Source organism: Pseudomonas sp. S9, from assembly GCF_000222125.1.
GTDB lineage: Bacteria > Pseudomonadota > Gammaproteobacteria > Pseudomonadales > Pseudomonadaceae > Aquipseudomonas > Aquipseudomonas segetis.
The window spans coordinates 313802-327030 of the sequence record NZ_AFFX01000004.1 but is presented as its reverse complement, the minus strand read 5'-3'; the positions used below and the strand labels follow the sequence as shown (position 1 = coordinate 327030).

The 13229-nt window shown below is 58.0% G+C and carries 8 protein-coding genes and 1 pseudogene; all 9 read right to left on the bottom strand.

Annotated elements, in window-relative coordinates:
* A complete protein-coding gene (locus PSES9_RS0110510) occupies positions 1 to 2793 on the bottom strand; it encodes a monovalent cation/H+ antiporter subunit A (RefSeq protein WP_010486713.1) in 2793 nt (930 codons plus the stop codon).
* Positions 2794 to 3338: 545 nt separating this feature from the next.
* A complete protein-coding gene (locus tag PSES9_RS0110505) occupies positions 3339 to 3803 on the bottom strand; it encodes a glycine zipper 2TM domain-containing protein (protein ID WP_010486712.1) in 465 nt (154 codons plus the stop codon).
* Between the two features lie 222 nt (positions 3804 to 4025).
* Positions 4026 to 5144 (bottom strand): glycerate kinase, encoded by a 1119-nt coding sequence (locus tag PSES9_RS0110500; RefSeq protein ID WP_010486710.1) that lies wholly within the window; start codon positions 5142 to 5144, stop codon positions 4026 to 4028.
* Positions 5145 to 5250: 106 nt separating this feature from the next.
* Positions 5251 to 6618, bottom strand: a complete 1368-nt coding sequence (locus tag PSES9_RS0110495) for a GntP family permease (protein ID WP_010486708.1) — start codon at positions 6616 to 6618, stop codon at positions 5251 to 5253.
* A 166-nt stretch (positions 6619 to 6784) separates the two neighbouring features.
* Positions 6785 to 7915 carry a sugar diacid recognition domain-containing protein gene (locus PSES9_RS0110490; RefSeq protein WP_010486706.1) on the bottom strand — a complete coding sequence of 377 codons (1131 nt, stop codon included), beginning with the start codon at positions 7913 to 7915 and terminating at the stop codon, positions 6785 to 6787.
* A gap of 44 nt (positions 7916 to 7959) precedes the next feature.
* Complete coding sequence (gene pdxH / locus PSES9_RS0110485) at positions 7960 to 8607, bottom strand: pyridoxamine 5'-phosphate oxidase (RefSeq protein ID WP_010486705.1); 648 nt, start codon at positions 8605 to 8607, stop codon at positions 7960 to 7962.
* Between the two features lie 115 nt (positions 8608 to 8722).
* Positions 8723 to 9364 (bottom strand): OmpA family protein, encoded by a 642-nt coding sequence (locus tag PSES9_RS23340; protein ID WP_010486703.1) that lies wholly within the window; start codon positions 9362 to 9364, stop codon positions 8723 to 8725.
* A gap of 200 nt (positions 9365 to 9564) precedes the next feature.
* Positions 9565 to 10710 carry an EstA family serine hydrolase gene (locus tag PSES9_RS0110475; RefSeq protein ID WP_010486701.1) on the bottom strand — a complete coding sequence of 382 codons (1146 nt, stop codon included), beginning with the start codon at positions 10708 to 10710 and terminating at the stop codon, positions 9565 to 9567.
* A 33-nt stretch (positions 10711 to 10743) separates the two neighbouring features.
* Positions 10744 to 13187, bottom strand: a pseudogene (locus PSES9_RS24895) (beta-agarase).
* Positions 13188 to 13229: the final 42 nt, after the last annotated feature.

Sequence of the window (13229 nt, the reverse complement as noted above, 5' to 3'; positions counted from 1 at the left end):
TCAGAGAACCTCTTGTCCGGGCTTTTCCTGGGTCAATTTGCCCAGGTTAGCGAGGATCAGCAGCGTCGCACCCACTACGGTCAGGTACACGCCCAGATCAAATATCATTGCCGTTGCCAGTTCGATTTCGCCAATAAAGGGGATTTCAAAGTGGCCAAATGCCGATGTCAGGAAGGGTCGTTCAAACAACCAACTGCCAACCCCGGTGAGCCCCGCGATCAAGACGCCGGCACCCGCCATGCGATGGTAGTTGAGCGGCAAGCGCGATTGCGTCCACTGCACACCGCTGGCGACGTACTGCAGGATCAGCGCGACAGAAGTAACCAGGCCGGCGATAAAGCCGCCACCGGGCAAGTTGTGCCCGCGCAGGAAGATGAACACCGAGATCAACAGGGCCATGGGCAATAGCACACGCGACAGCGTTGCCAGGATCAGCGGATGGCGATCACGGGCCCAGCTACGCCCTTCGGCATCCGCGTGCGGTTGGATCAAACGCAGGCCATCAAGCATCGCGTAGATACCTACACCGGCAATTGCAAGCACGGTAATTTCGCCCATGGTGTCAAAGCCACGGAAGTCAACCAGAATCACATTGACCACGTTATGACCACCGCCACCACTGACGCTGTTGGCCAGGAAGAATCCGGAAATGGTTTCGTATGGGCGGGTCAACACGGCAAACGCCAGCATGGCGACCATCACCCCGCAACCAATGGCCAGGATAAAGTCGCGCAAGGTCCGCATGCTGCTCGACTCCATGCGCGTCTGCGCCGGCAAGAAGAACAGCGCCAGCATCAACAGCACGATGGTCACCACTTCAACCGAGAGTTGGGTCAGCGCAAGGTCGGGGGCAGAGTAACGGGCAAATGCCAGCGCGACCATCAACCCAACTACGCTGAGCATCAACAATGAAACCAGGCGCTGGCGGTGGAATATCACCGTGATCAGCCCTGCCAGCGCCATGATGCCAAGCCCCAGCGCAGTGATGCCATCAATCGGCGAGAGTGCCACCGAGCCGCGCATTTGCGGCAAGGGCCCAAGTGCCAGCGTGACCACCACCAGGGCCGATGCCAGCAACAGCGCCAGGTAGTGCTGCAAGGAGCCGGTTTCAAGACGACGGGTAATCAGTCGGCAAAAATCAACCAGGGTCACCATGCACTGGTCAAACGCCAGCTTGGCATCCATCGCCGGTAAACCTGCGTACCAGCGGAACAGGGGTTGGCGGAAGGCATAGACCAATACGCCGCCCGCTGTGGCGGCAAAGCTCATCAGCAAGGGCAGATTCAGGCCATGCCAGATGGCCAGGCTGTACTGTGGCAATTCGCCCCCCAGGCTTGCAGAGGCCGCGGCAGCCAATAAAGGCGCAACGGTATACGCAGGCACGATACCCACGAGCAGGCACAGGAACACCAGGATTTCCACCGGCACCTTCATGTAGCGCGGCGGCTCATGGGGCGGGTACTTCGGCAGGTTGATCGGCTCGCCGTTAAAGAACACATCGTGGATAAAGCGCAGCGAGTACGCGACCGAGAATCCACCCGCCAGGGTCGCGATGGCCGGAATCGCCCAGTCGAAACTGCCAAGCATGTGCTGGTTGAGGGTCTCGCTGAAGAACATCTCTTTACTGAGGAAGCCATTGAGCAGCGGTACACCAGCCATTGCCAGCGCGGCAACCATCGCCAGCATCGCGGTGTGCGGCATGTACTTCCACATACCGTTGATACGCCGCATATCGCGGCTACCGGTTTCGTGGTCGATAATCCCGGCGGCCATGAACAATGACGCCTTGAAGGTGGCGTGGTTAATGATATGGAAGATCGCGGCGACCGCGCCCAACTCGGTATTCAAGCCAAACAGCAGGGTGATCAAGCCCAGGTGGCTGATGGTCGAATACGCCAGCAATCCTTTGAGGTCATGCTGGAACAACGCCATGCACGCACCAATCAACATGGTCGCAAGGCCGGTCAGGCTAACGATGTAGAACCACAGGTCGGTACCGGCCAGCGCCGGATACAATCGCGCAAGCAGGAATACCCCTGCCTTGACCATGGTGGCCGAATGCAGATAGGCCGAAACAGGGGTTGGCGCCGCCATCGCGTGGGGCAACCAGAAATGAAAGGGAAACTGCGCCGACTTGGTAAAGACCCCCAGCAGGACCAGGATCAGGACCACCGGATACAACGCATGGGCACGTATGGCATAACCGGCAGCCAGTACCTGCGACAGTTCATAGCTGCCCGCGATATGTCCCAGTAACAGTACCCCAGCAAGCAACGACAGACCACCACCACCGGTAATCGCCAAGGCCATGCGCGAGCCTTTGCGCGCATCGGTACGCGAGCTCCAGAAACCGATCAACAAAAATGAAGACAGGCTGGTGAGCTCCCAGAAAATCACCATCAACAACAGGTTTTCAGACAACACCACACCGAGCATGGCGCCCATGAACAGCAAGAGGAAGGCAAAGAAACGCCCCATTGGCTCTTGTTTTGCGAGGTAGTAGCGGGCGTAGAGTATGACCAGCAGGCCGATGCCCAGGATCAGCAAGGCAAACAGAAAGCCCAGGCCATCGAGCCGCAGGCTCAGATTGAGGCCTATTTCAGGCAACCATTGCACACGCGCACGAATCATATCGCCGGCAAACACTGTGCCCTGCTGCGACAACAGCAAGACAAGCGCCGCAAGTGGCGCAAGGCCTGCCGCGACGGCACATGCCGAACGCCCAAGACGCTCAGCCATAAGCGGTAAGATCACCCCGAAAAAAGGCAAGGCGATAATTAACGCAAGCACCATATACAAACCCCTTCTGCAAGCACGCGATTGAAGTTACCGCGACTTGTTAGCATCCATTGAGTGATTCAATAGCCACGCCCATCGAATACACACTTGCAACTGCTGACAATCTGCCAAGCGCAAATCATAAGTCCCTGTAGAACCACGACTATTTAACGATTATCCATACCTATCGAGCCAGCGTCATGAATAGAATTATTACTAAAACTCTAGAGTATGGTTAATTGCCTGCCGCACATCTTTGTAGCCCAGCATTTTATACCCATGATTACAGCCGACCGGACAACACGACCTGCAGCGTTGACTACGCACGCAAGTCCCATCAGCAAAAGCTGCGCGCATTTGCTCTAGCAAGGCTGATTTGAGCTGGATCGAACGGTGCGATCCAACCGATAGCCAGACCAGTTTGGCTCTCGGTTGCCTGCAGTATCAGGTATGGGCGTTGACGAGCGAACGGGCCAATACAGGTTGAGCAGCGGTGCCAGCCAGGCTGTCACCGTCTGGGAATCTACGAAACCGGCAAAACCCCATGCTTGCTCGGATGCTTATGGTGAAACCCGGCTGGTGCCGTTGACTGTCATGATGCGAACGCGCTGGCCAACACGGAACACCTGGTTTTCTTCAACTTCCTGGACATAGGCACGCATGCTGCCGTCGTCTTCACGCACGGTGATTTCGACGCCTTGGGTGCGGGTCAGGCCTTCTTCGGTCGCGGCCCCCAACAAACCACCAGCGACTGCACCTATCACTGCCGCAACCGCGCTACCGCGACCGCCACCGATAGTGCTGCCCGCTACACCACCAACCACTGCGCCAGCGCCTGCGCCGACTGGGGTCTTGGTGCCTTCGATTTTCACGGGACGCAGCGACTCAATGGTGCCCAGGCGAACGGTTTGCACTTGCCGGGCTTCATCGCGGCTGTAGGTGTCACCGGTCAAGCTTGACTGGCAACCACCCAGCATCAGGGCCAAAGCAGCAAATGAAGCAACCAGCAGATTGGGTTTACGCATAAAAATTCCTCCAGTGAATATCACTGTATTAGACCGCGACTTGCCGGGCGCGGTCACGACCTTAATCAACAATAGCCTAGCTGGCCCGGTAAAAGGTAGTGCTCTTGAGCAATCTAATACATCAGGATACGTAAAACCCAAGCCACCCATGATCTACATGAGCGGCTATGCACCAAGGTCACGACGCTGGATCTGCCCGAGTTAGCGTGCAGCTTGGGCAACCTACCAGAGCCGGGCTATGTCGGTTGCCCTCGCCTGCAATTCAGCATCTGCACCTGCGCAGGCCTGCTCCAGGCTCATTGGACCGGAGGTCAGGCTGAAGGCGGCATCAATCCCCCCAGCGTAGGTGCGTTGGTAGCCTTCACCCAAGCTACCGGCCAGGACTACCACCGGCACCCCAGCCGCCTTGGCCAGGCGAGCGACACCTATTGGCGTCTTGCCGTGCAAGGTCTGGGCGTCCAGTCGCCCTTCGCCGGTGATCGCCAGGTCAGCGCCCTGCAACGCCGCCGCCAGGCCGGAAAGCTCTGCGACCAACTCCACCCCCGGACGAAAGCGAGCTTTCAGGAAAGCCTTGGCGGCAAACCCCAAGCCGCCTGCAGCACCCACGCCTGGAATCTCACTGAAATCCTCGCCCAGGGTTGAAGCCACTACACGCGACATGCGTTGCAGAGCTGCATCGAGCGATTGCACCTGCTCGGGACTGGCGCCCTTTTGCGGACCAAAGACAGCCGATGCCCCTCGCGGGCCCACCAAGGGGTTATCGACATCGGCAGCTATGTCGAACTGCACCTCAAGTACGCGAGGGTCAAGGTTGGACAAATCTATCTGCTTCAGATTGATCAAGGCTGCACCACCCGGCGCCAACTCGCGATCATCTTCATCGAGAAAACGTACACCCAGCGCCTGCATCAGGCCTGCACCGCAATCATTGGTGGCACTGCCGCCAAGGCCGAGAATAATGCGCTCGGCTCCGGCATCCAGAGCGGCTCGAATCAATTGGCCAGTACCGAAACTGCTGGTGATGGTGGCGTCACGCTCCTCGCGCGCCACCCAATGCAAGCCACTGGCCGCCGCCATTTCAATCACGGCCGTGTGGTCGTCCAGCATGCCCCAGTGGGCCTTTACCGGATGCCCCATAGGCCCCTGAACCTGCAATTCGTGACGGTTGCCGCCAGCAGCGGCAAGCACGGCATCGACCGTCCCTTCGCCGCCATCCGCCATGGGCTTGAGGGCTATTTCCGCCTGCGGGTACACAGCCAACCAGCCCCGCGAGATGGCTTGTGCAACCTCTGCCGCGGTAAGGCTTTCTTTAAAGGAGTCCGGCGCAATCACGACTTTCATAAACAGCTCGCTAAAAGAGAAATCTCGCATTACAGCGCAACAGCATTGCGCTTATAAACTGATGTTCCAGTGCCCGTACCAGTAAAGCCCAGGCACTGGATAGCGATTACAGCAGCACCAGGCTCAGCAGCCAGACGGTAAGCATGCCCACCACACCCTGCACCAGGGTTGCCATGGTCTGGGCGCGATAGGCCGTGGAAACTTTCATGCGGCTAAACTGGCTAACCACCCAGAAGAAGCTGTCATTGGCGTGGGAAACAGTCATAGCCCCTGCACCAATCGCCATTACGGTCAGCACTCGTCCCATTTCACTGTCCAGACCCAGGCTGCCCAACAAAGGCGCAACCATGGCTGAGGTCGTCACCAGGGCAACGGTCGAAGAGCCTTGCGCAGTCTTTAGCGCAGCCGCCACCAGAAACGGCATGAACAGGCCTACGCCCAGTGCCGAAAGGCTGGTACCCAGATAATTACCCAGCTCAGTAGCCTTGAGCATGGCACCAAATGCGCCGCCCGCACCGGTAATCAACAGGATAGGTGCAGCGGCGACCAGACCTTCGGCAACCTGGTCATGGAACTGCTGGCGTTTGTTCTCGCCCTTGAGCAGGGTACAGGCCAGCGCCAAGCCAACCAGCAATGCCGCCACCGGCTGACCGAGGAAACTGAGTACGCTGAACAGTGCGCCTTCGCCCAAAGGCTTGCTTGGAAAGGCTGCAACCGAACCCAGGCAGATCAACGCAATAGGTAAAAAGATCGGCGCGAATGCCTGCATGGCCGAAGGCAGTTTGCCGTAACGAGCCTTGAGCGCTTCAAAATCCACATCTTCGGCCAGTAGCTCGCTTGGCGCTTCTTCCAGCAACTCGGCATCATCTTGCTTGATGAAACGATTGGCCCAAAGCATGCCCGCCAGCGCAGTCACCATCGCCACGAACAGGCCCACGGCAATAACCAGCCCGAGCGACGACTCCAAGCCCAGGTTACCGGCAGCGGCAATCGGGCCTGGTGTTGGCGGCACAAAGGTATGGGTTGCGTACAGGCCGGTCGCCAGCGCGACGCTCATTGCCACGACCGAGATCTTCATGCGCGCAGCCAGGGCATTCTTCAACGAGTTGAGAATGACATAGCCTGAGTCGCAGAACACCGGGATCGAAACCAGATAACCAATAATTGACATGGTCAGGGTCGGAAAGCGTTCACCGAGCAGCTTGATAACGGATTCAGCCATGGTGATGGCCGCGCCGCTGCGCTCAAGAATCACACCGATGATGGTGCCGAGCACGATCACGATCCCGATATAGCCCAGGATTCCACCGAAACCTGTGGTGATGGTCTTGATGATCTCACCTGCAGGCACTTGATAGGCAAAGCCTGCAATCAAGGCGGCTGCGAGCAGTGACAGGAATGGATGAAGCTTCAGACGTGTAGTGGACAGAACGATAAATGCAATTAGTGCGATGAGTATCAGGACTAAAACCATGTCACTCTCCAGTTTTTTTTATAGGAATGCCCGGCAACCTGCCGATTGGCGGCGTATTGTCACCTAGCTGCAGGCTTCAATGCCCTGTGCCCGCGCACCACAAACCCACATCATAAACACAGCCTTACTGTGCACGCGCACAGCGCCGGAATGATGTTTGCCCGCCTTATTCCGGCCCCAGTAATTCAAGGCCCAGTGTCAACTGTAGACGCTGATCGAGCCGCGTCAGCTCAATACCGCTCAATTGTGCAATTCGCTCAAGCCGATAACGCAGGGTATTGCGGTGAATACCGAGCGCATCCGCGCAGACTTGGGCCTGCCCCTCGTGCTCGCACCATGCGTGCAACGTCTCCAGTAACGCCCCATTGGTATCTTGTTTGACCAGCTGTTTCAGCGGCGCCAGCCAGCCCTGCAGCAGCCAGCTGTGGCGCTGGGCATAAAGCAGCGTTGCCAGCCGGTATTGATCCAGGCGCAACAGCCGCTCCTGGGGATTTCGAGCCTGCGCGTACACCTGAAGATCCCGTAAAGCCAGGCTGGCCTGGCGCAACTCATCCAGGGAGCGGGCCGCATCGCTAACCAGCAAGCGACGCACGCCCCAATCACGCTCATCGGCAGCACCCAGCCAGGCACTGTCACCACGCCCGGCACTGGCTGGACGACAATAAAACAGCTCGCGCGCACTGGATAAGGTGCACAGATGCTCGCTCCTGCTATTTAGCGCATCCAGAACACGGGCTTGCCTCAGAGAAGACTCACTGCCCTCCTCCAACTCCAGCAAGCAGGCTTGCAGCGGCCAATGCAACTGCAAGTCCAGGCGCTGGGCTTCAGCTTCAAGACTGGCCAGCGATTGTTGAGGATCAAGCAGCAGGCGTAGCCAGGATTCCAGTTGATGACGCTGCCAATTGCGCTCAGCCTGCAACTGGCGCTGCTCGACCAGCATTTCAGCCGCCATCCGCACCAGTTCTGCGTAGGGCCTGACGATCTCAGGAGAACCGGTAATGCCCAGCACGCCAATCAATTGCTGGGCATACATCAGCGGCAGGTTGACCCCAGGCCTGACTCCGCGCAAGCAGGCAGCGGCCTGCTGATCGATTTCCACCACCCGTCGATTGGCAAGCACCAACTGCGCGCCTTCGTGACGGGTGTGCAGGCGCTCCGGGTCACCGCTGCCGATGATCATGCCTTGAGCGTCCATGACATTGATATTGTGCGGCAGGATCGCCATTGCGCGATCAACGATGTGCTGTGCCAGCGCGGTGTCGAGTATCACTGTATGGCCCTGTTCAAGCCGCCCCATAAGCCGGCAAAGACATTAAAATTCAAGGCATTTGCAACTGCGCGTCAGGGTGCCAGGCGTTCGCGTTGCCATTGCCCTTCAACCAGGCGGTAGTTCAGACGATCGTGCAGACGGCTGGCGCGGCCCTGCCAGAACTCGATGCGTTCGGGCAACAAGCGGTAGCCGCCCCAATGCGGCGGGCACTGGGGAGCCTGGTCGGAAAATCGCTGCTGAGCCTGTTCCAGTAAAGCTTCAAGCTCGGCGCGATCAGCAATAACCTGACTTTGCGGTGAGGCCCAAGCCCCCAAGCGACTACCCATTGGCCTTACTTGAAAGTAGGCGTCGGACTCCGCAGGCGTGACCCGCTCGACGCGCCCTTCGATGCGCACCTGGCGCTCAAGCGTCGGCCAAAAGAACGTCATGGCGGCAAAGGGTCGTGCAGCCAATTGCTCGCCTTTGGCACTGTCGTAATTACTGAAAAAGGTAAAACCGCTGGCATCCAGCCCCTTGAGCAGCAATACGCGACAGTGAGGACGACCTTCGGCATCCACCGTTGCCAGGGTCATGGCGTTGGGTTCCACCGGAAGCTGTTCGGTGTTCAGCGCTTGCGCGAACCATTGCTCGAACAGTGCAAACGGCTCTTGCGGCGCCTGCGCCTCGGTCAAGCCATCACGGATGTATTCACGGCGCATATCGGCCAGAGTCTGGGTCATTGGCTAAGCCCTCCTGAAGGATATTGCTTAGCTTACCCGAGCGCCGCGTTGCTGGCTTGATCTGCAACAACCGGCGATAAACCCGCCGCACTGCAGCGGGTTTAATGTGAGGCGCTTACTTGGATTCGGTCTTGGCGACAACCGGCAATGGTTTCTCGTACTGGGCAAGCAGCGCGTTGAGGGTTTTCTGCGAAGTGAGGATCATCTCAACGCGACGGTTGAGTTCACGTCCCGCGGCACTGTCATTAGCGGCGCGTGGAGCATCCGGCCCCATGCCCTTGACCAGCAGGCGGTCGCGCTTGAGACCACTGAGTTGGAAAATCGCGACAAATGCCCGTGCACGCTTCTGGCTCAGTTCACGATTCAGTTCCAGGGTACCGGAAGTGTCGGTGTGGCCCAGAATCAAAATACCCATGCTCTTGTCATTTTCCAGCAGCTTGGCGACCTTGGTGATAGGTGACAAGGTGATCGGCATCAGCATGCTCGGACGATCAGGGTTGAAGTTCGATTTGACTGGCGCGGTTACCACCAACACGTTTTCACGACGTTCAACCTCGAAATTGCTGCCCTTGACCGCTTCACGAACACGCGGCTCGTACTCATCCAGCCAGGCCTTGGTAACGGCTGGGCTAGGTAATTGCGGCGTAGCCTTGCTGGGGCCTGGGGACAGGAAACTGAGTTGTTCCGGGAGCTTGAAGCTTGAACAGCCTGAGATCAGTACTGCCAAGCCAATTACTAAGTACTTATGTGAGCGCATTTATTATCCACACCTGATAGAACAGTCAAAATAAGTCCCAGGAATACTCTGAAAAACTACTGAGCCAGACAATGCACCGGGGCAAAAGGCATGAAGGGCTGATTCACCCACACCCTTGATTTGTGCCTTGTCCTGTCTTCGCTCGTTTTTTTTCAGAGTCCCCCTAAAGCTTTGATTGCGACACAGTTTAGCTGAGCTTGCTACAAAGATTCAGCCAACTTCACTGCAAGTTTTTGCGCTCTGGGGTCCATTAAGACGAATGGCCCTAGATTATTGACCACAAAACCGAATGCAACATCATGTTCAGGGTCGGCAAAGCCAATGGAACCGCCAGCGCCCGGATGACCGAATGCCCCACGGCCCATGCCGTAGGTTGCATTGGCAACATCTGGCTGATCGAGCATGCAACCGAGTCCAAAGCGGGTTTGAGTCAGCAAGGTTTTATCCTCACCCTTGCTGTGCTCACGGGTTAACTCGCCAAGCAGCTCGCTTTCAAGCAAACGGCCGTCGAGCAAAGCATTGTAAAACCCGGCAAGGCTGCGGGCATTGCCGTGACCGTTTGCTGCAGGCTGCTGCATGCGCCGCCACTCGGGCTTGTTGGTACTGGTCATGATTGAAGGTGGATTGGTAAAGGAGCGCGTCGACATTGCGCTGGCATCGGTCATCATGACTTTTAGCAGGCGCTGCGCAGCAGCATCGCCCATATTGCCCTTGCCACGCGACACATGGGCGACGCGGTGGAACTCCGTATCTGCCAGGCCCACATGGAAATCCAGGCCCAGCGGCTCACAGATCCGTGCGGCGATGGACTCTCCAGGACCGCGCCCTTCGACTCGGCGAATAACCTCCCCCGCCAGCCAGCCATAGGTGATCGGGGCATAGCCATGCCCTTCGCCAAGCGACCACCAGGGCTGCTCGGCAGCCAGGGCGGTGGTCATTGCATCCCAATCATAGAGCGCTTCAGCCGGCAGCATCGCGTGCAGCGCAGGCAACCCCGCTTGATGGCACAGCAGGTGGCGAAGCGTGATATTGCTCTTCCCGGCTGCTGCAAACTCTGGCCAGTAGCGCGTCACTGGCGCATCCAGGTCCAGCTTGCCCTCACCGACGAGCTGCATGATCGTCACCGCGGCGAAGGGCTTGGTGCAGGAAAACAAATTAACAATCGTGTCGCTGTGCCAGGCCTGCTCGCCTTCCTTGTCTGCAACGCCGGCCCAGATATCGATAACGGTCTCGCCAGCGACTTGCACGCAAAGCGCAGCGCCACGCTCCTGGGGGTTATCAAACAGCTCGGCAAAGGCATCCTTGACGCCTTCAAACTTGAGGTCGAAATACCCCTGAATCTGCATGTGTTGTCCTTAATTGCCGGTCGGTATCTTTGGTTATGGCTGGCTTTGGGCCTGTGCTTGTGGCGCAGCTATCGGTGTTTGGGGAGCCGGTACATCTTTAAGCGTTTCGAGCAAACGGCTACCGACCTTGAGGTTGGTCTTGCGCACCGCCTCGACAAAACCTGCGAATGGCCGGTCGGTTATGCCCAAAAGCCCCAAGTGGCCATTTTCCCCATCGAGCAAGCGCCCTGTGACAGGCTGGGCAAGATACTGGAAACCCCATCGAGCAAGCGCCCTGTGACAGGCTGGTCAAGATACTGGAACCAGTGCGCCCCAACAATCGAAGGCTCAGCCAGGGCCTGCTCGATAAAATGGCTGTACGCCGGGCCACGGTCTTTCTCGGCATGGACCTCGGTCACGCCGCCCCAGAACGGCCCACGGTCACGCGAGCCAAAGTGAAACTCGGTGACCAGGATCGGCTTGTCGAGGGCGCGCAATGCAGCGAAGTCATAACCATGTTGCGGCTCAAGGGTGTAGAAGTTGAAGCTCAGGACATCGCAATACTGGGCGCACGAGGCAACCGCCTCCGGAGTGCTGATCGCAAAACGACCACCCAGCAACATCTGGTTCGGCGCATGCCATTGCAGCGCATCATCAATGGTCTTGAAGTAGGTATCGGCAAACAAACGCTGGAAGGCCCGGTAGTCCTGCTCGATCGCCGGGTACTTCTCGTTCGGCAGCGGCGCCTCGAAGCCCGGGTCTTCCAGTAGCTCCCAGGCAGGCAAGTCAATGCCCCAGGCTTTCGACAGTCCTTGCTGGTTGCGATATTTGTCGCGCAGCATTTTCAGGAATGCACGCTTGGCAGGTACATCGGTAGTCGAGCGCAGGGTGCCGAAACTCAGAGCATAACGCCCGCGTGGCCCCGGGTCGGGATGGGCCCAGGCCAGTTCTTTATCGGAATAATAGCCAATCAACCATGGATCATTGCGATGTTCGCGCGCAGCGATGGCTACAGCTCGCTCGGTGGCCATGGCAAAGCGCGGATCGAATGGATCGGGCATCCCACCCCACCAGTCCAGCCCGGTGCTGATGGTTTGGTAATCGCCACTGATAGAAAGCGGCAATGTATAGGGCATGCGCTGCGCCTTGCCCAGTGAATCCGCGCTCCAGTTGCCAATGGTATTGAAGCCCCAGGCCTGTAGACGGGTCAGTGCAAGCTCGGTCCAGCGCTTGGCATCGAACGAGCTAATGCTGCAATCCACAGCCGTTGCCGGCGCGGTGGCTGCGGGCTGGTCAGCGGGTTTTACGGGTACCGGCTCGGCGCCTGCCACAGGTTCAGACGCCGGAGCCTTCGGGGATTGGTCCGCCTGGAGGTCATGCCCAGGCTGCAAACAGGCATCATCGGCATAGGTGCGCTGCAGGTTGGCCTTGTAGAAGTCGAACCACTTGCCCTTGGCAAACCCCCGGCCCTTACCAGAGCCGTTATTGCTTTGGTTGTCACCCTGGCCGTAATGCACGGCCAAGGGGTCGGATGGAGCTGGCAAGCCCTTGAACATCGACTCCCGGCCTTCGATGTAGGTCTGGCTCTGGTCGGTATTGACCGCGTTCACCCCGAGGGAGAAAAACGGATTGCCATCCGGGGTGACCATGATCCAGCGCTCACCCAGTTTTTGCGTGCGGAAGAAGCCGGTTGCCTCAAGAGTTGGCCCACCCAGCAAACCGCCATACTGATCGAACTTCGGTCGTTCACTCAGCCATTTGGCCAACTGCTCTTGTTCCTTTTGCGCGGCATCTCTCAACTGTTCTGCGCTATTAACTTTTTCTGGCCACTGGCCGCGCGTGAACTGGCCGAACTGGTCGACAATCGAATCATAGGCAGCAGCTTCTATGGATGCGCCCTTGTAGACGCCAAAACGCCCGAGCAATACGCTTTGAGCGGAATCCGGGTTGTTCAACGACAGGGTCACGCGAGTGACCTTGCTCTGGTCCAGCTCCCCGCTGACATTCGTCGCCAGCAACACCCGCCGCCCCTCAAACTTCCACGGCATCGGCGGCCCCGCACGCATGCCATGTGCATTGGGCGAAGTCGCGTTGAGCGGCACGACCAGCGTTTGCCCAGGCCCGGCTGGCAGTGCAACGCTGGTGTGCAAGACCTTACCATCGGCACTTTCAACCTGCACATTCAGGGTCAGCGCCCAGTCCATGGCGTTTTGCAGGTAAAGGGTTATCTGCGAATCATCCGACCAATCCCAAACACCCTTGTTCGGAGTCAGTTCAAGGCGCGGTTGTTGTGCCTGATTGAACACGAAGCGCCGAAGAATCTCGCCAGTCGGCGTTTCTTCAGCGGTCACCTCTGGAAAATTCGAGTCTTTGGTTGCGACCTTGACGACATCGGTCGGGCTTACAAAGTTAAGCAATGTTTCTTGCCCTTCAAGCGCAGCAAAGGCTTTTGAGCAGGTGAATAAGGCAACCAGTAATAGCAATTGACAGTGCTTCATTTACAGCCTCTCTAGAACAACCCACCAATGGACAACCTGGCA